18 protein-coding genes and 1 pseudogene are annotated in these 19,039 nt (G+C 47.2%); 9 read left to right on the top strand and 10 right to left on the bottom strand.

Annotated elements, in window-relative coordinates; translation table 11 throughout:
- Window positions 1-61: 61 nt before the first annotated feature.
- Entirely contained in the window at window positions 62-409 is a 348-nt protein-coding gene (locus tag ABZM97_RS04195) for a general stress protein (RefSeq protein ID WP_010330324.1), read from the bottom strand.
- Between the two features lie 243 nt (window positions 410-652).
- Between ABZM97_RS04195 and ABZM97_RS04190 the strand changes: the two genes are divergently transcribed.
- The 6 genes from ABZM97_RS04190 (at window position 653) to ABZM97_RS04165 (ending at window position 6,086) form a co-directional block, all read left to right on the top strand.
- On the top strand, window positions 653-1,021 hold the full coding sequence (locus ABZM97_RS04190) for a DUF3212 family protein (RefSeq protein ID WP_087992529.1): 369 nt from the start codon (window positions 653-655) through the stop codon (window positions 1,019-1,021).
- A 109-nt stretch (window positions 1,022-1,130) separates the two neighbouring features.
- Window positions 1,131-2,078, top strand: coding sequence for a Fe(3+) dicitrate ABC transporter substrate-binding protein (locus ABZM97_RS04185; RefSeq protein WP_367387257.1), 948 nt, complete (start codon window positions 1,131-1,133; stop codon window positions 2,076-2,078).
- 71 nt (window positions 2,079-2,149) lie between these two features.
- Window positions 2,150-3,151, top strand: a complete 1,002-nt coding sequence (fecD, locus tag ABZM97_RS04180) for a Fe(3+) dicitrate ABC transporter permease FecD (protein ID WP_367387256.1) — start codon at window positions 2,150-2,152, stop codon at window positions 3,149-3,151.
- Window positions 3,148-4,149 (top strand): Fe(3+)-citrate ABC transporter permease YfmE, encoded by a 1,002-nt coding sequence (gene yfmE / locus ABZM97_RS04175; protein WP_367387255.1) that lies wholly within the window; start codon window positions 3,148-3,150, stop codon window positions 4,147-4,149. The genes fecD and yfmE overlap by 4 nt, the downstream gene beginning before the upstream one ends.
- Window positions 4,150-4,161: 12 nt before the next feature.
- Window positions 4,162-4,962, top strand: a complete 801-nt coding sequence (gene yfmF / locus ABZM97_RS04170; RefSeq protein ID WP_087992525.1) for a Fe(3+)-citrate ABC transporter ATP-binding protein YfmF — start codon at window positions 4,162-4,164, stop codon at window positions 4,960-4,962.
- Between the two features lie 104 nt (window positions 4,963-5,066).
- Window positions 5,067-6,086 carry an NADP-dependent oxidoreductase gene (locus ABZM97_RS04165; RefSeq protein ID WP_367387254.1) on the top strand — a complete coding sequence of 340 codons (1,020 nt, stop codon included), beginning with the start codon at window positions 5,067-5,069 and terminating at the stop codon, window positions 6,084-6,086.
- A 54-nt stretch (window positions 6,087-6,140) separates the two neighbouring features.
- Here ABZM97_RS04165 and ABZM97_RS04160 read toward each other — a convergent pair whose 3' ends face one another.
- Entirely contained in the window at window positions 6,141-6,587 is a 447-nt protein-coding gene (locus ABZM97_RS04160) for a GNAT family N-acetyltransferase (RefSeq protein ID WP_087992523.1), read from the bottom strand.
- A 69-nt stretch (window positions 6,588-6,656) separates the two neighbouring features.
- The gene (locus ABZM97_RS04155; RefSeq protein WP_087992522.1) at window positions 6,657-7,787 is read right to left on the bottom strand and encodes a DEAD/DEAH box helicase; all 1,131 of its coding nucleotides are present in this window, start codon (window positions 7,785-7,787) and stop codon (window positions 6,657-6,659) included.
- A gap of 174 nt (window positions 7,788-7,961) precedes the next feature.
- On the opposite strand from ABZM97_RS04155, the gene ABZM97_RS04150 reads away from it, so the two are divergent.
- Complete coding sequence (locus tag ABZM97_RS04150) at window positions 7,962-9,518, top strand: ABC-F family ATP-binding cassette domain-containing protein (RefSeq protein WP_367387253.1); 1,557 nt, start codon at window positions 7,962-7,964, stop codon at window positions 9,516-9,518.
- Between the two features lie 119 nt (window positions 9,519-9,637).
- On the opposite strand, the pseudogene ABZM97_RS04145 reads toward ABZM97_RS04150, so the two are convergent.
- Window positions 9,638-9,791, bottom strand: a pseudogene (locus ABZM97_RS04145) (hypothetical protein).
- A 285-nt stretch (window positions 9,792-10,076) separates the two neighbouring features.
- Here ABZM97_RS04145 and ABZM97_RS04140 point away from each other — a divergent pair.
- Window positions 10,077-10,622 carry an N-acetyltransferase family protein gene (locus ABZM97_RS04140; RefSeq protein ID WP_367387252.1) on the top strand — a complete coding sequence of 182 codons (546 nt, stop codon included), beginning with the start codon at window positions 10,077-10,079 and terminating at the stop codon, window positions 10,620-10,622.
- Between the two features lie 35 nt (window positions 10,623-10,657).
- Here ABZM97_RS04140 and ABZM97_RS04135 read toward each other — a convergent pair whose 3' ends face one another.
- The 6 genes from ABZM97_RS04135 to yfmT form a co-directional block, all read right to left on the bottom strand.
- Entirely contained in the window at window positions 10,658-11,848 is a 1,191-nt protein-coding gene (locus tag ABZM97_RS04135; RefSeq protein WP_087992519.1) for an MFS transporter, read from the bottom strand.
- Between the two features lie 64 nt (window positions 11,849-11,912).
- On the bottom strand, window positions 11,913-12,335 hold the full coding sequence (locus ABZM97_RS04130; RefSeq protein WP_010330336.1) for a MerR family transcriptional regulator: 423 nt from the start codon (window positions 12,333-12,335) through the stop codon (window positions 11,913-11,915).
- Between the two features lie 123 nt (window positions 12,336-12,458).
- Window positions 12,459-12,905, bottom strand: a complete 447-nt coding sequence (locus ABZM97_RS04125) for a YfmQ family protein (RefSeq protein WP_087992518.1) — start codon at window positions 12,903-12,905, stop codon at window positions 12,459-12,461.
- Window positions 12,906-13,028: 123 nt separating this feature from the next.
- Complete coding sequence (locus tag ABZM97_RS04120; RefSeq protein ID WP_087992517.1) at window positions 13,029-14,918, bottom strand: ABC-F family ATP-binding cassette domain-containing protein; 1,890 nt, start codon at window positions 14,916-14,918, stop codon at window positions 13,029-13,031.
- A gap of 133 nt (window positions 14,919-15,051) precedes the next feature.
- Window positions 15,052-15,909, bottom strand: a complete 858-nt coding sequence (locus ABZM97_RS04115) for a methyl-accepting chemotaxis protein (protein WP_087992516.1) — start codon at window positions 15,907-15,909, stop codon at window positions 15,052-15,054.
- A 12-nt stretch (window positions 15,910-15,921) separates the two neighbouring features.
- A complete protein-coding gene (yfmT, locus tag ABZM97_RS04110; protein WP_087992515.1) occupies window positions 15,922-17,379 on the bottom strand; it encodes a benzaldehyde dehydrogenase in 1,458 nt (485 codons plus the stop codon).
- 248 nt (window positions 17,380-17,627) lie between these two features.
- Here yfmT and ABZM97_RS04105 point away from each other — a divergent pair, with 248 nt between their 5' ends.
- Window positions 17,628-19,013, top strand: a complete 1,386-nt coding sequence (locus ABZM97_RS04105; RefSeq protein WP_087992514.1) for an amino acid permease — start codon at window positions 17,628-17,630, stop codon at window positions 19,011-19,013.
- The last annotated feature ends 26 nt before the right edge of the window (window positions 19,014-19,039 follow it).

The raw sequence follows: 19,039 nt of genomic DNA, 5'->3' as shown, positions 1-19,039 counted from the left end.
ACCGCAAAGACCGCAAAAAACCCAAAAGGCCAAAGTTTGCCTTTTGGGTTATATCCCTGCTTTAAGCCCAGGATTTCACTTTTTCATTATCTGTCACAAAAAGAAGCACTTTCCCTTCATCTAAACGTTTTTCGAATTGAGCGGCCTCATCTTCAGAAAAGCCGATTTCATGAATTTGATTGCGGAGCTCGTCTCCTTTTTTATTAAACATGTTTCCTACCGCGTGCTTGAGACCCGTTTCTTTGGCTCCGATCGTGTTGGCATTCGTGTTGTCTGCCAGCCGTTCCGTTCTGTCATCGTCGTGAGCTAAGACATATACATCCTCTTTCGCGACACCCATTTGCTGTAATTCTTCCACATCCTTCATAAGCTGTTCGTCGTTTGTATACTCTTTTACAACTGGTTTCATTTCAACATTCCTCCTTCATGTTTTCTATGTTTCTTTTATACCCGTTCGCATATTGATAAAACAGATTCCAGAACATTGAGGAGAAAAACAGGAAGAATGGTAGTAGCCATTTATTTTGCGCCCATGGTAAAGTGATAGGAACGACGTATATTTTCAGAAAAGTCAAAATCAAAGAGAAACCGCTGCACGGAGCAAACGATCATGAATGGCTGTCTTTATCCGTACAAGCAGGAGGTATGTCTAATGCAATACTTTTCACCAGAACAGCAATACAATGCATGGATTGTGAGTGATTTAGTCAAACAGATTTTCCATCAGCGGACCGGCTGTTCACCCGGAATTCACGAGCTGGCGGTCTTTGCTGAGGAAAAATTTCAAATCGATATCGACTTTGTTTTCTCGATTATCATGAATATTGGCGACATTGAATTCGCACTCTCAGAAGAAATAGAAAAGAAATTGACCGGCTATCTCGGCGCTCTCCTTCCATATGCCAACGCTGACATGCTTGAAACCTCTAAAGCCAATGCCAATGCGTTTTTATCCCGCAGACACGGCAATGCTGTATACCATTTATTTGTGTCTGATGATGCTTTCATGAAAAAGCAGTAAGCCCGCATCTTTCTTTATTTAAAAAATATTGACATGATGAGCCATGTTATTATAGTGTTTACATGTGATAATGATTCTCATTACTAAATCTAAAAAAAGGAAGAATGACATGCGCACCTATTCTAACAAGTTGATTGCCATCATGAGTGTTTTATTAATCGCCTGCTTCATTGTATCGGGCTGTTCACCCAGCCAGAATAAAAGCGGAAGCAGCGAAAGCAAGTCTAAGGAATCCAGAGTGATCCAGCACGAAGAAGGAAAAACACCAGTAAGCGGCACACCTAAACGAGTGGTTGTCCTTGAGCTTTCATTCTTGGATGCTGTATACAATCTCGGCATTACGCCGGCGGGCATCGCCGATGACAACAAAAAAGATATGATTAAAAAGCTTGTCGGCAGCTCAATTGATTATACATCTGTAGGCACACGCAGCGAACCGAATCTGGAGGTCATCAGTTCCTTGGAGCCTGATTTAATCATCGCTGACGCTGAGCGCCATAAAAACATTTATAAACAGCTGAAACAAATCGCACCGACGATAGAATTAAAGAGCCGGGAAGCGACATATGACGAAACGATCGACAGCTTTACAACCATTGCTAAAGCCTTAAATAAAGAAGATGAAGGAAAAGAAAAGCTTGCCGAGCACAACAAAGTCATCAACAATCTAAAAGCGGAACTTCCGAAAGATGAAGACCGCAGCATCGTCCTCGGGGTTGCAAGAGCAGATTCATTCCAGCTTCATACGTCATCATCTTATGACGGAGAAATCTTTAAAATGCTCGGTTTTACACACGCTGTCAAATCGGATAACGCCTATCAAGAGGTCAGCCTCGAGCAACTAAGCAAAATCGACCCGGATATTTTGTTCATTTCAGCCAATGAAGGCAAGACCATTGTAGATGAATGGAAAACGAATCCGCTCTGGAAAAATCTCAAAGCGGTGAAAAACGGACAAGTCTATGATGCGGACCGTGACACTTGGACAAGATTCAGAGGCATCAAGTCTAGTGAAACAAGCGCCAAAGACGTGCTTAAAAAAGTGTATAATAAGTAGGACAATGAGAAGCGAGGGGATATCCTTGCTTCTTCGTTTTTGCAACCAGACGCAGTAAGGAAGTGAGACTGTTGTATCATTCAGCCAAACGGCGTTCATCATCAAGACTGATGATGTTCCTCATCGCACTAATCATTTTGATATTCGGGCTTGGGCTGAATCTTTCAGTAGGAGCCTCAGATATCAGCATCATAGATTCATTGAAATACCTTTTTGTATGGGACGGTTCAAAGGAACAGCTCATCATCTCTACTCTTCGCCTTCCCCGCACATTAATCGGCGTTTTCGTCGGCGCCAGCCTGGCCGTAGCAGGGGCGCTGATGCAGGCCATGACCAGAAACCCTTTGGCTTCGCCTCAAATTTTCGGTGTAAATGCGGGTGCGTCTCTTTTTGTTGTTGCCGCTCTCATCATTCTGCCGGCATCGCCCTATTCCTCCGTTGTATTCGCTTTTGCGGGTGCGGCCGCAGGAGGCGCGATTGTGTATACGATTGCCTCATCCGGCGGAATGACACCTGTCAAGCTGGCGCTGTCAGGAATGGCGGTGCATTTGTTCCTCTCCTCCATGACACAGGCCATCATTATATTAAATGAGTCGGGAGAGGATGTTCTGTACTGGATGACAGGCGCGATAGACGGCAGCAATTGGCAGGACGTCATGACCATCGCTCCGTTTTCTGTCATCGGCATCGGGCTGGCCCTCATGTTTTCCGGTTCTATTTCTGTTCTCGGTCTCGGTGACGAAACGGCAAAAGGGCTTGGGCAAAATATGAACGGCATCCGGATTCTGATTAGTTTTGTCATTTTAATTCTTTCCGGCGCTTCCGTAGCCGTCGCCGGGCCGATCGGCTTTGTCGGACTGCTCGTTCCGCATATTGTCCGCAAGCTGATCGGAGAACATTATCAATATGTGCTTCCGTTTTCAGCGCTGTTCGGTGCTATTTTGCTGGTGTACGCAGATGTTCTGGCCAGATGGATCGCCTTTCCTTATGAATCACCGGTCGGCATTGTCACCGCGATTATCGGAACACCATTCTTCTTATATTTGGCAAGGAAAGGGCGAAATCTGAAATGAAGAAAACAACCAGAAAGCAAAAACGCCCCTTGCTGGCGATACTCATATTGGCCGTGCTTCTGATCGTTCTGTCTATCATCAGCATCGGCTTCGGTGCATTATACATTTCCCCGGATGCGGTGGTGACGAATTTGCTGGGCCTGGATCAATCTTTTGAATTCATCATCCAGCAATACCGCCTTCCACGGATACTATTAGCGATTTTGGCCGGTGCCGGACTGGCCGCGGCCGGAGCGATTTTGCAGGGCGTCATCCGCAATCCGCTCGCTTCCCCTGACGTTGTCGGCATTTCAAAGGGGTCCGGACTCGCGGCGATGGCAGTGATTCTAATGTTTCCTGAATCGCCGGTGTACGTGCTTCCGTTCTCCGCATTTGCCGGAGCAGCCATTATTGCTGTACTATTGTTAATGATCGCCCGAAAAAAAGGCATTCAGCCCTCTTCATTGGCTTTATCAGGCATCGCATTAGGCGCGGTCTGCCATGCCGGGATGCAATATATGATGGTCAAGTTTCCGGGCGACGTGAATGCTGCACTCATTTGGCTGACAGGCAGCCTCTGGGGAAGAAATTGGGAAGATGTCAAGTTGCTTGCGCCATGGCTATTGATTCTTTTGCCGATCGTCTGCATTCTCATACCGAAACTGGATCTTATGTCACTCGGTGATGAGCTTGCGCAGGGTCTCGGCGAAAACGCAAACCGGCTGCGGTTCATTCTGATATTCATCGCGGTAGCGCTGGCGGGAAGCTGTGTAGCCGTCGTCGGCTCAATCGGTTTTATCGGCTTGCTTGCTCCGCATATCGCCAGACGGCTCACTGGAGAAAAAGCCAAATATTTACTGCCTGCATCGGCATTGATTGGTGCTATTATCTTATTAATTGCAGATACGTTAGGGCGCAGCATCATGCCTCCGGTTGAAATACCTGCCGGAATATTAACAGCCGTGATCGGCGCGCCTTATTTCTTATATTTATTGAAATTCGAAGCGAGGAAACAGTAGGGAGAGGATACCATGGGAAAACTGGCTGCAGACCAGCTCACTCTTTCATATGACAGCACGGTGATTATTGACGGAGTCGACTTAAAGATAGAAGAAGGAAAAATCACTGCGCTCATCGGTGCCAATGGCTGCGGGAAATCAACAATCCTCAAATCGCTCGCCAGGCTGATGGCTCCAAAAAGCGGTACGGTCCTATTGGAAGGAAAAGATATACACCGCCAGCCGTCAAAAGAAGTCGCCAAAAAGCTGGCCATTCTTCCTCAATCGCCTCAGGCGCCTGAAGGATTGACAGTGGAGGAATTATGCTATTTTGGCAGACATCCTCATAAAAAGCTATTATCCAAGCATACTCAAGAGGATCACGATATGGTAGAGTGGGCGCTGGAAGCAACGGGAATGATTGAGCTGAAAGAACGGACACTGGATGCCCTCTCAGGCGGCCAAAGACAAAGAGCATGGATTTCCATGGCGCTTGCTCAAGGCACTGATTTACTTTTGCTTGATGAACCGACCACGTATTTAGACATTTCACACCAGATTGAAGTGCTTGAACTGCTGAAAAAGCTGAACCGCGATCACGGCCGCACCGTTGTGATGGTGCTCCATGATTTAAACCAGGCCGCTCAATATGCGGACTATCTGATCAGTGTGCTGGACGGAAAAATATACAATGCCGGAACACCGGAAGATGTGTTTACCCAGCCGTTTTTCCGTGAAGTCTTCGGCTTGGAATGCTGCATCATGAGAAGCCCGATCGACCAGAAGCCCATGTGCCTGCCGACGGGGCTGTGCCCGAAATTACGGGCGACATAAAAAGGAGAGGAAACCCCTCTCCTTTTTTGTATGCCAGCTTACCTTTTGTATTTCTCCTCCTCTCCATGTTACAGTGGTGTCAATGAAGTGATAGGAGGATGAAAATGACAGCATCTCAGCAGCAAATTCAATTAGCAAAACGTCCGCAAGGTGTTCCCGTTCATGAAGACTTTCGCTTTGAAACCATTCCGGTCCCCGAGCCGAAACAAGGGGAAGTGCTTGTCAAAACGCTTTATGTATCCGTTGACCCTTATATGCGCGGCCGTATGCAGGATACGAAGTCATATGTCGAACCGTTCGGCTTGAATGAACCGCTCTCTGGCGGGGTGATCGCTGAAGTCGTGTCAGACGGTGAGCATCTGAAAAAAGGCGATATCGTCATCGGAAACCTCAGCTGGCAGGAATTTTCCGCTGTGAGCGAGTCTGCCTTGCGAAAAATTGATACAAGCCTCGCTCCCGCTTCGGCCTATCTCGGCATTTTAGGAATGACCGGCTTGACGGCATATTTTGGGCTGCTGGACATCGGGCGCCCGAAAGAAGGCGAAACCGTAGTTGTCTCCGGAGCTGCGGGAGCCGTCGGTTCAACGGTTGGACAAATTGCCAAAATCAAAGGCGCGCGAGTTGTCGGCATCGCGGGCTCTGATGAAAAAATCGCCTATTTAAAACAGGAGCTGCAGTTTGACGAAGCCATCAATTACAAAACAGCTGATGATATTCAAAAAGCACTTGAAAACGCTTGTCCTGACGGTGTCGACGTATACTTTGACAATGTCGGCGGGCCGATTTCAGATGCGGTCATGAACCTGCTCAATGAATTTGCCCGCATTCCGGTGTGCGGTGCCATTTCTTCCTATAATGCGGAAAGCGATGCGGATGACATGGGCCCCCGCGTCCAATCGAAGCTGATCAAAACGAAGTCGCTGATGCAAGGGTTTATCGTAGGCGACTACTCCGACCGTTTTCCTGAAGGAGCAAAACAGCTGGCCGAATGGCTGAAGGATGGAAAGCTTCATTACGAGGAAACCATCACAGAAGGCTTCGAAAACATTCCTGACGCGTTTCTCGGCTTGTTTAAAGGCGAAAATAAAGGAAAACAGCTGATCAAAGTCAGTGATCCGAGCTGATATGATAATGAAAACAAGGAGGGCTTTTCGCCCTCCTTTTGTTTTTGTATGAGGTCAGATACGAAGAATCAAAGTGAGAAAGCCATCTTCATCAGGTTCAGTGTCTTCCAACGTAAATCCCGCTGCTTGAAAGCAAGCCACACTAATTTGATTGTCTTCTTCAATGCACGCGGCCCATTCCCGCACTCTCGTCAAATCAGGATGATTACGCAGGTTTTGCAATATCTGTTTTCCATACCCTTGAAGCCGGTACAAAGGATTGACGATCAATCCAATATACGCCCGCTCCTCCACGAACTCCATAACGACCATTCCCGCCGGCAGCTGCCCGTCATATGCCATGATGACAGAATCGTTTTCATCTTCATTCACTCGTGCATACCACACATCTAATGGCAACATCCCATCCATTCTCCGCCTGGTATCCTCATTTCGGAACCAGTGTTCAATGATTTTCAGCTCAGGCTCCTTCACTATTTGAAATCTGTCTATTGAAGCCATCTCCCCACCCCCGCGCATAACCTTTTCTATTATTTTACAACAAAAAAGAAGGGCTTTTCGCCCTCCTTTTTATTTCGTTTTCAGTTTTCCGCCTGCATACACAGCTTCACTCAGCTCCACACCAAGCTTCTTCGCCATTTTCTTCAGCTTTGACTCTTCCAGTTTTGTGACGAGGCTCAGTACGTTCCCTTCTTTCCCAGCTCGGCCTGTTCGGCCTGATCTGTGAACGTAGCCATCTTCGTCAGGAATATCGGCATGAATCACGTACGGCAGGTTTTCAATGTCCAAGCCGCGTGCGGCAATGTCAGTCGCCAATAAGAGCGGGAATTCCCCGTCTTCGAATGCGGCAATGATTTTCGCACGCTCCATTTTTTTCGCTTCACTGTGCAGCACGCCGAGATCGACATGGTGATACTCCAGCTTTTCCGCATACACACTCAGGTTGCCGATATCTCTCACAAACACGAGTGCCTGCATGCCTTGAAGCCTTGACAGCTTTTGCAGCAGCTTCACTTTATCACGCTGGTCGCAAATCAGATATTGATGTTTCACTTTCCCAGCTTCCGCCTTGCTTCGCTGCACCTTCAACACCTCAGGCTCATGCGCCAATTCGCGGATCACGTCCTCTGTTTCCTGTTTGAGCGTGGCAGAGAAGCACAGAAGCTGGCGGTCTCTTAATGTCGTTTTCATGATTTGCTTGATCGTTTCGCGATGCTCCGGCAGGATAAGTTGATCCGTTTCATCAAGCACGATCGTTTTCACTTCATGCATCTTTAATTTCTTCGCTTTAATCAGTTCAAACACCCTGCCTGGCGTGCCGACAATGATATGCGGATGTTTCTTCAGCTTTTCGACCTGCTTCTTCACGTTCGCCCCGCCGATTAAGGAAGCCGCGCGCAACTCCGAGCCCGCTTTCCAATCCTGAATCACCTGAAAGATCTGCATCACCAGCTCACGCGAAGGCGCTAAGATCACTGTCTGCGGATGCTTCTGATCTGGTTTGATCCGCTCCATGACCGGAAGCGCGTACGCCAGCGTCTTGCCTGTGCCTGTCGGCGATTCCGCGATGACATCCTTTCCGTCCATAATCAGCTGAGCCGCCTGTTCCTGAACAGGCGTCGGCTTTTGAAAGCCGGAAGCATTCCAATTCTCTTGTATAAATGATTGTGCATTATGTAAAAATGGCCAAGTTTGCGTCATTTTTGTTCTCCTCAATTCGTGAAATCTATTCCATAGTATCTCAAAAGCTCGCCCAGAACGCAATTTTTCTTTTTCTTTCCTATACCTTTCAACATTTCGATTCCTCCTTTATAATCATAAGGGTGAATAATACACGCCGATTGTGCGTGTTTGATAAACGATAGAGGTGTAAATATGAGTATTTTATCTGTAAAGGATTTAAGTCACGGCTTCGGTGACCGGGCCATTTTTAATAACGTCTCCTTCCGCCTGTTAAAAGGCGAGCACGTCGGGCTGATCGGCGCAAACGGTGAAGGAAAATCCACCTTCATGAATATTATTACCGGAAAGCTTGAACCTGATGAGGGAAAAGTCGAATGGTCAAAAAATGTCCGTGTCGGCTATCTGGATCAGCATACCGTGCTGGAAAAAGGAAAATCCATTCGTGATGTCCTAAAAGACGCGTTCCATTATTTATTTGCGATGGAAGAGGAAATGAACGAGATTTACAACAAAATGGGCGAAGCTGATCCCGATGAACTCGAAAAGCTGCTTGAAGAAGTCGGCGTGATTCAAGACGCGCTGACGAATAATGATTTTTATGTCATTGATTCTAAGGTGGAAGAAATCGCCCGGGGACTCGGTTTGAGCGATATCGGATTGGAGCGTGATGTCACCGATTTGAGCGGCGGACAGCGCACCAAGGTTCTTCTCGCCAAGCTTCTCCTTGAAAAACCGGAAATTCTGCTTCTCGATGAGCCGACCAACTATCTTGATGAGCAGCATATTGAGTGGCTGAAACGCTACCTGCAGGAATACGAGAACGCGTTTATCCTGATTTCCCATGACATTCCGTTCTTAAACAGCGTCATCAACCTGATTTATCATGTTGAAAATCAAGAGCTCACACGCTATGTCGGCGACTACCATCAGTTTATGGAAGTCTACGAGGTGAAGAAACAGCAGCTTGAAGCAGCCTACAAAAAGCAGCAGCAAGAAGTCGCGGAGCTGAAGGATTTCGTTGCCCGCAACAAAGCCCGTGTCAGCACAAGAAACATGGCGATGTCCCGCCAAAAGAAACTCGATAAGATGGATATGATCGAGCTTGCGGCAGAAAAGCCAAAGCCGGAATTCCACTTCAAGTCGGCGAGAACGTCAGGCAAGCTGATATTTGAAACGAAGGATTTAGTCATTGGTTACGATTCCCCGCTGTCACGCCCGCTCAACCTCCGCATGGAGCGCGGGCAAAAAATCGCTCTTTACGGCGCAAACGGGATCGGAAAAACGACCTTGCTGAAAAGCCTGCTTGGCGAAATCCAGCCGCTTGAAGGCTCGGTTGAACGCGGCGAACACCTTTTTACCGGCTATTTCGAGCAAGAGGTCAAGGAATCAAACACCAATACGTGCATTGAAGAGGTATGGAGCGAATTCCCTTCTTACACGCAGTACGAAATCCGGGCCGCTCTGGCCAAATGCGGACTGACGACAAAACATATCGAAAGCCGCGTATCCGTATTAAGCGGGGGCGAAAAAGCGAAAGTCAGATTGTGTAAGCTGATCAATTCAGAAACAAACCTGCTGGTGCTCGATGAGCCGACAAACCACTTGGATGTCGACGCGAAGGAAGAGCTCAAGCGCGCGCTCAAAGAATACAAAGGCTCGATTCTGCTCATTTCCCACGAGCCAGAGTTTTATATGGATATCGCGACAGAAACGTGGAACTGCGAGTCTTGGACGACGAAAGTGCTTTAATCTATGAAAAAACCCGCCTGCTGAAGGGCGGGTTTTTTAGTGCCATTTTTTCTGAACGATTCTCAGAAGCTCTCTGTCTTTTAAAATGAGCTGCAATGGCGATGTGAATTCATCAAGTGTCAGCTCTCTTTTCGCCGATAGCTCAAAGTCCTCCTCATCAGCCCATGCGGTGAACCACTCGACAGAAAAGCTGTTTTTCATGATGCTGTGTATGTATTGATAAAGTGCCTGTAAACACTTCTGATCATATTCGTCAGGCTGTGCCTTATCCATAACAAACGTCCCCTCTACAGCATGGACCATCACTTGAAATGGCAATCGTAAATGAACGGATACATTCTCAGCTTCTTCAAAATAAATCCCCGCCGCGTCGATGCCTGACCGAAGCGGATGCTCTTTCCGCGAATGCCGTTCTTGCTGCCTGAAAAAACCGGTTTCTAAAGGCGTTTTAGCCGTTAAATAGTAAAATTTTGTCATAAAGGCTGTCCTTCCCCTGCACCATTTCGATTATGATGCCATTATAACGAATAACACATACTGACAGTAAAGGGGGATAACATGATCATCGAAAAAAAAGAATTCAATGTAAATGGGCTTCAGTATACTATTCGATCAGCTCGTGTAGAAGATGCACAAAAGCTGTCTGCCTTAAGGCTGAAGATTGATGGTGAAACGGAATACATGGATCGAGAGAAGGGCGAGGATTTTATAGATGAACTGGATTTTGAACAACGGATAAAGGAAGATACTGAGAAAAAGAGAAACTTATTTTTAGTGGCTGAAGTGCAGGAAAGGCTCGCGGGGTTTTCCAGATGTGAGGGAACTGATTTAAAACGATCCTCTCATAAAGCGGAGTTCGGTGTATGCGTGTTAAAAGAATTTTGGGGTTATGGCATTGGGAAGCATCTTTTACAGCAATCTCTCTCTTGGGCGGATACCAACGGAATGAAAAAAATCTCACTGAATGTCCTGGAAACAAACGAAAGAGCCATTTCACTATATAAGACCTACGGATTTGAAGCAGAAGGAATCTTAAAAAAGGAGAAATTGCTTTCTGACGGAAACTACTACAATACGGTTGTAATGGGAAGATTCCACGATTAAAAAAAGACACTGCCTCACGAGCAGTGTCTTTCGTTTTAATGTCCCGCCTTAACTCCGGCAAGATGTTTACGTCCCATGAGAAGGACAAGCATGCCGACAAAAACGACAACTCCGCCTACCGTATACGGTGTGCTTGCGGTGAAGTGTTCTGAGAGCATTCCCGCAATCCACGGAGCGAGCGCGCCGCCGATGAAGCGGACTGAGCTGTAGGCTGAAGACGCGATTGAACGTTCAACCGGCGCAGAACCCATCACAGCGGTTGTCATGATCGTATTCACCATACCGAGGACAGCACCGGCGACAACGATACATGTAATAATCAAAGTCTGATGGTCTGTCCAGATCCCCATGATCATGAGAATGACTGCAAAGGCGATAAAGAGAACGACAAGCGAACGCACTGTGCCCAGCGCTTTATGCAAGATTGGCGCCGTAAAGACTGACGTAATGGCTAACAGCAGTCCCCATCCAAAAAAGACATATCCGAGACCGTGCTCATCTAAATCCAGCACGAACGGAGAATAAGCAAGCAAAATAAAAAATCCAAAGTTGTATAAGAACGCAGATGCCGCCATCGTCAGCAGGCCTTTATATTTGAGCGCCTTCATCGCATCAAACATACCGACTCGTTTCGCCGGTTTCGGCAATTTCGGCAGCATCAAAGAAATCGCGATTAACGCAATAAACATCAGGACAGATACGCCGAAGAACGGTGCGCGCCATGAGATGCTTCCGAGTTCTCCGCCTGCAAGCGGCCCGACCGAAATCCCGAGTCCGAGCGCCGCCTCGTACAAAATAATCGCTTGAGCGCTGCCCCCGACAGACACACCGACAATAACCGCAAGCGCTGTTGAAATAAACAATGCGTTTCCTAATCCCCAGCCGCCGCGATAGCCGACTAGCTGAGCAATTGAGCTTGAGCTGCCGCCAAGCCCCGCAAACACAATAATAAAAATAAGTCCGAGAATTAATGTCCATTTCGCGCCAATGCGGCTGGAAATGGCTCCTGAGAAAAACATCATAAATCCGGTGACAAGCAAATAACTTGTAAACAAGAGTGATACTTCACTAGGTGAAGCATGTAATTGTGCGGCAATTGCCGGAAGAATTGGATCGACCAGCCCGATTCCCATAAAGGAAATCACACAGGCAAACGCGACAGCCCATACCGCTTTCGGCTGACTGAGCAAGCCCGGCTTCTGATTCACTTGTGTTGTCTTATCCATTTGACTTGACCTCCATTTTTATTCCATTAAAAGAAACGCTACAAAATAGCGTTTGGAAAATTTTTCATTCGATTGATTGAATGGCACGTTCCGCTTTATTTTTCATGCCTTGCAGGCGTTCTTTAAAGCTTTGGAATGTACGGATTTTCTCATCAATCAAATCCAGCTGGTGATTCAGGCTTTCCTGAATTTCCTCCAGTTTTTCTTTCCGTTCCTTAGGATCCAGTGACAACAAATACCCCTCTTTGTTTAACTCTAATTGGCGGCTGGTTTCCATGAAATGCTGAAGCTCCTGAAGAGAAAACCCGAGCACCTCTTTTGTGCTGATGACTTTTTCAAGCTCCTCCATATCATCCTCTGAATATAGCCTTACGCCGCCGTCTGTCCGTTTCGGCGCGGGAATCAAGCCGATTTCTTCATAAAATCGGATGGTACGCTTAGTCAGCCCGCTTCTTTTGGCTACTTGATCAATCTTCATCCATTCCAAGGTAAATCCCCCTTCGCCGTTTCTGTTACCATTATACACCTTTTGAACCTTAACGTAAACGTAAAGTTTTGAAATACAATAAAAAAACGAGTGGCACAAAGCACTCGTTTTTCACCTTCCTATTTAAGCTAAACTTCCTGTCACTGACAGAGACTGCTTTTGAAGGCTTTCAGAAAGCAATTGATACGCAATGACTTTCTTCTTGTATTGTTTGATGACGTCGATATGGTCGTCATAGCTGTATACAAACAGTTTCACATCTTTTTTGCCTTTTTTCGTATCTATCACCAGCGGCGTGCCGCCGTTTTCCGGATATAAATAACGCTCTTCGTCACCTGGGTAAATATAATATTTCTCCAGGAAGACAGCTTCGTTGAATTGCGCAATCACTTTCTGTTTCTCTTCGCCCTCGAGACATTTTCCATCTAGAGAGAGAACAGCATTTTCGTCACTCAGCTTGGCGTGCACCGCGAATTTGCTGAGCAGCCATTCCATGACGCCTGTTGGCAGACAGGTTAATACGATTTTTACCAGACTCATGAGGATTAACATCACGATCGTCCATGTCATACTTCATCATCTCCGTTGGTTTTCCGTGTGCCGCTGACACACAATTCCATCCTATCATAAGCTGGCCGGTTCGTTTTTGTACATTATGTGAAAAAAGCGCGGCACCTGCGGGCCGCACTTTTTTCAGCTTTCCAGCTCTTCTATCATGAGGGACAATTCTGTCCACCGGTCCATGGCAGCCTCAAGCTCTTCCGCTGTTTTTGCCTGCTCGGCCATCAGCTCTTGGATTTTTCCAAAATCGCTGCCTGCTGCGGCGATGTCAGCTTCGAGCTGCTCATGCTTTTCTTCTAGCTGGGCAATTTTATCTTCGATGCCATCCCATTCAAGCTGATCTTTGTAAGAAAGCTTTTTTCGTTTTTTCTTCGGCTCGGCTTCAGCAGGTTTTGCTTCAGCAGCCGGTTTTTCAGCTGTTTTTTTCGTTTTTGACTCCTCCATATAATCGCTGTAGGAGCCTTGGAAGCGGGAAATGACGCCATTTCCTTCAAACACAATCAAACGATCGACGACACGGTCAAGGAAGTAGCGATCATGGGATACAGTGATGACGACACCGGGGAACTGGTCAATATAATCCTCCAGAACGCTTAATGTTTCAGTATCCAAATCGTTCGTCGGCTCATCGAGAAACAGGACATTCGGCTCCTGCATGAGAACCTGAAGCAAGTATAAACGGCGTTTTTCTCCGCCGGACAGCTTGCGGATATACGTCTGCTGCATCGAACGCGGAAAGAGGAAACGCTCGAGCATTTGTTCAGCTGTAATGATATCACCTTCCGCTGTTTTGACGACTTCCGCCGTTGCTTTTATATATTCAATGACCTTTATCTCGCCTTTCATTTCACTATGATCCTGCGTATAGTAGCCGATTCTGACCGTCTGTCCGATCGTAATATGGCCGCTGTCAGGAGTATGCCGGCCGGCAAGGGTGTTTAACAGCGTTGTTTTTCCGATGCCGTTCGGCCCGATAATCCCAATCCGTTCACCCGGTATGACCAGTTCATGAAAGCGATCGACAAGCTTGCGGCCGTCATAAGCGATCATCACGTTCTCCGCTTCAATGACCTGTTTGCCAAGACGATGGGAGCCAATCGCAAAGTCGAGTGAGCCCGATGACTGAGTGCCTTTCTGCTCCTTAAGCGCCTCCACTCGGTCAATTCTTGCCTTTTGTTTTGTGGAACGGGCTTTCGCTCCCCGTCTCAGCCAAGCCAGTTCGCGGCGCAGCAGGTTTTGGCGCTTCGTTTCCTTTTGCTCAGCCTGCGCTTCCCGTTCCGCGCGTTTTTCTAAAAACACTTCATAGTTGCCTTTGTACGTGTAGAGGCTGCCTCGTTCGAGCTCATAAATGCGGTTCGTGACACGATTTAAGAAATACCTGTCGTGCGTCACCAGCATGACAGAGCCGGGATATTGACTTAAATATCCTTCAAGCCACTCAATCGTTTCATTATCCAAATGGTTCGTCGGCTCGTCTAAAATGAGCAGATCAGCGGGCTGAATTAAGTTTTTGGCAATGGCCACCCGTTTTTTCTGACCGCCTGAAAGCTCGTTGACCAGCTTTGTTACGTCGTTGACGCCCAGCTTAGACAATACGGTTTTCGCCAGGGTGTTCGCATCCCACGCGTTGTTCGCGTCCATTTTTGCCTGCGCCGCCAGCAGGTGCTTCTGGCGCTGTTCATTTTCCGGATCTTCGCCCAGTTCATACAGCGCTTTTTCATATTCACGCAAGGTTTTCATCACAGCCGATTCACCGGAATAGATATGCTCCAGCACAGTTTGTCCCGCAGGCAGCTCCGGATCTTGATGAAGAAATTCGACGTGCACGCTGCCGGATTTCGTGATGTCTCCCTCTTCGGTAGATTCCAAGCCGGCGATCACTTTCAGCAGCGTTGATTTTCCTGTTCCGTTCGGTCCGATCAATCCGATTCTCTCATTCTCTTCAATATGAAAGGAGATATGGTCAAATAATGTTTTATCTCCGTATGTTTTATACAGATTTTCCGCTTTTAATATACTCATGATTCCTATCAATCCTCACGTAAGTTCATGTGTACATTTTAAATCAGCCGCTGGAATAAAACTAGTAAAACGTCAGACAAAATTCATGGAAATGCAGGATAGAAAAAGACCGGGGACGTTTGTCCCCGGTCTCTTATTCTTCCTCAAGCGCGTTTTCTGCCATTTTTGCGAGATGCTGCGCGCTTCCTGAAATCTCCTGCATCGTGGCGGAAATTTGTTCAACGGCAGCGGCTTGTCCATCTGTATGCTGATTAATCGACTCAATGGATTCCTCCAGCCCTTTCAGCAGGCTGTGGATTTTTTTCGTGATCTGGTCAATCTGGCCGACATTTTCTTTCGAATGCGTTGCAAGCTTTCTGATTTCATCTGCGACGACAGAGAAGCCTTTTCCGTACTCGCCCGCTCTCGCCGCTTCGATCGCAGCGTTTAAGCCAAGCAGATTGCTTTGGTCAGAGATGCCTTTCACGGTTACTGAAATATCGGCGATTTCACCCGCGCTTTCGCTGACCTTTTTCGCCTGGGAGGAAATCCCCGTCATTTGAGATGAAAATCCGTTGATTGAATCAGAAATATCGGAAATCGCTGCGGCTGTTTGTTCAACAATGGCTGATAAGCTTTCCGCCACATCATGCAGCTTAGACGACTCCTCGAGGCTCGTTCCGAGGCCGACGCCCCCAATCACTCTTCCATTTTCGTCGTGGAGCGGGATGGCGCGTGCGATCAATGGAAATCCGAACAATTCTTTCGGAACCATGCTCGTCTTCTTCTGATTGCTGCGGATGGCGTCTGTGATAATATCCCCTTCCTGCAGCGGATCACCGGCTTTTACGTTTAGAGAAAAGGTTTTGGCCGGTATATTTACGAGCAGTTTTTCCGTATCGTAAATGCCGATAGTGATATCGTCCTGTATCAGGCTGTTTAAATATGGGGCTACTTTGACAAACGCGTCCAGAAGGTCTGCGGTTTCTTTTTCCGTTATGCTCAATTCCATTCACTCCTTTTCTTAATAAGGGAAGCTGCGTTTTTCGTGCTGGACCGAGATCCATTTCAGTGTCGTAAATTCTTCAAGGCTCCATTCTCCGTTCAAACGGCCGAGACCGGATTGCTTTTCACCGCCGAAGGCCACATTCGGTTCATCATTGATGGTCGTGTCATTGACATGAATCATGCCTGTTTCAACTCGCTTCGCAAAAGCCACGCCGCGCTCAAGATTTGATGTATGTACAGCACCGCTCAAGCCAAACGGGGTTTCGTTTGCGATATCCACCGCTTCATCTTCTGAAGCAAACTTCATAAAGGAGACGACAGGTCCGAACAGCTCTTCCTTGGCGATGCTCATGAACGGTTTCACGTCTTTTAAGATCGTCGGCTCCACGATCGTCCCGTTAAATCCGCCAAGCTTCACTGGAACAGCGCCTTCTTCAATCGCTTGCTCCACAGATTTCATTAGCCCGTCCGTCTGTCTGCTGTTGATTAATGGTCCGATAATCGTGTCAGGGTCCATCGGATCGCCGACTTTCAGCGATTCCACTTTTTCCTGATACAGCTCTAGGAACTTGTCATAAATAGAAGAATGAACAAGCACGCGGTTGGCTGACATGCAAATCTGTCCTTGGTGTGTAAATCGGCTGAACACCGCCGCATTGACCGCATATTCAATATCAGCATCCTCAAGCACGATGAAAGCGCTGTTGCCGCCGAGTTCAAGAAGCGGCTTTTTAAAATGCTTCATCGCAAGCTGGCCGATGTAGCTGCCGACTTTCGTAGAACCTGTAAATGAGATGATACGCGGCACGGGGTGTTCGACAAAGCTGTCTCCGATTTCTGCAATGTCGGTGACAACGACATTCAGCAGCCCCTCTGGAATTCCCGCGTTCTCAAAGATTTTTGCAATCAGTGTACCGCCACAAATCGGAGTTTCCTCATGCGGCTTTAACACGACGCCATTGCCGGCTCCGAGTGCGGGCGCCACTGATTTCATAGATAAAAAGAATGGGAAGTTAAATGGACTGATAACGCCGACAACACCTGCCGGCACGCGATATAATCTATTTTCCTTGCCGTCTATTGTTGACGGAAGAATTTTCCCTTCCATACGGACAGGGAACGTTGCCGCTTCTTTCATGATGTTTTTGACAAGCCCGATTTCAAAGGCCGCTTTAAGCCTTGTTCCTCCAAGCTCTTCCATAATTAAATAAATGATGGCTTCTTCGTTCTCTTCAATATATGTGACGGCTTTTTCTAAAATGGTTCTTTTCTCGAACGGATTCACCGCATCCCATTTTTTCTTCGCCAGCGCCGCTGCCCGATACGCTTCATCTACATCGTCAGCAGTCGCTTTTTTGAAGGCTGTGAATGTTTTTTGAGTATAAGGATTTTTGTTTTCCAATACATTTGGGCTGCTGCCTTCCTGCCATTTCCCGCCGATAAACTGTTTATTCAACTCTTCATATTGAAACATGGTCAGCATCTCCTTTTTAACCGCAAGTCAAAATATGGGCGAATCTATTGTTTCTATCGGTTCAGCCTGCATAAAATTGAATATCTAATTAGTAAAAATTACTATCCTGTGATACACCAACGCTTTTTCGCTTCTATCATTTAAAGTAGAAAAACATTTTATTGACTGCGCCAAATTTCGACAATATAATACAACAAGAATTGGCTATAATGATTAGAATATTTTGAATTTTCCAGGAGGAACTATTGATGAGTTCATTATTTAGAAAAAAAACGCTCGAAACATTGAGTGCGCAGAGCAAGTCAAAAAGCCTTGCTCGTACGTTAAGCGCATTTGATTTAACCTTGCTCGGTATCGGTTGTGTCATCGGTACAGGGATTTTTGTCATTACAGGAACAGTGGCCGCGACCGGCGCAGGTCCCGCCCTCATCATATCGTTTATTTTAGCGGGGCTCGCCTGCGCGCTCGCTGCCTTCTGCTATGCTGAATTTTCGTCTTCGATTCCGATTTCGGGAAGCGTGTACTCATACTCCTACGTGACACTCGGAGAGCTGCTTGCCTTTTTGATCGGATGGGATCTCATGCTTGAATATGTCATTGCGCTGTCGGCTGTTGCCACCGGCTGGTCTTCATACTTTCAATCACTGCTTGCCGGCTTCAACCTTCATATTCCGGCCGCATTGGCAGGGGCGCCGGGGAGCACGCCGGGCGCCGTGTTTAATCTTCCGGCCGCAGTGATCATTCTCATCATCACTGCGATTGTCAGCCGAGGCGTCAAAGAAAGCACACGGTTTAACAACGTCATCGTGCTGATGAAAATCGGGATCATTTTATTGTTCATTATTGTCGGCATCGGTTATGTCAAACCGGATAACTGGTCTCCTTTTATGCCGTTCGGGATGAAAGGCGTCATTGTCAGCGCGGCAACTGTATTCTTCGCGTATCTCGGATTTGACGCCGTTTCTAACGCTTCAGAGGAAGTGAAAAACCCGCAAAAAAACATGCCCGTCGGCATTATTTCAGCTCTTGCCGTCTGTACGGTTCTATACATCACGGTATCGCTTGTGCTGACAGGCATGATGCCTTATACCAAATTGGATGTCGGAGATCCGGTGTCCTTTGCGCTTAAATTCGTCGGCCAAGATGCTGTTGCAGGAATTATTTCTGTCGGTGCCATTATCGGGATTACGACGGTTATGCTCGCTTTGCTGTACGCTCAGGTCCGCTTGACATTTGCCATGAGCAGAGACGGCCTTCTGCCTGGATTGTTCGCAAAGGTTCATCCGTCGTTTAAAACCCCGTTCCGCAACACATGGCTGACAGGTATCGTTGCGGCGGGAATCGCCGGCTTTATCAACCTCGGAACGCTGGCTCATCTGGTGAACATGGGAACGCTGGCCGCGTTTACGGTCATTTCCATCGCTGTTATCGTATTAAGAAAAAAACATCCGGAAATTAAAGCGTCCTTCAGAGTGCCGTTCGTTCCGGTTGTGCCAATTATCAGCGCTGGCATCTGCCTATGGTTCATGTACAGCCTTCCCGGCGTCACATGGCTTTCATTTGCCATCTGGATCGCAGTTGGAACGCTGGTTTACTTCCTGTATTCGAGGAAACATAGTTTATTAAACAAATAATCTCTTTTCAGCCGGCGGTGCCTCAC

It is taken from the genome of Bacillus vallismortis (assembly GCF_040784915.1).
GTDB classification, from domain to species: Bacteria; Bacillota; Bacilli; order Bacillales; family Bacillaceae; genus Bacillus; species Bacillus subtilis_G.
This window is presented reverse-complemented; position numbering and strand designations above follow the sequence as displayed.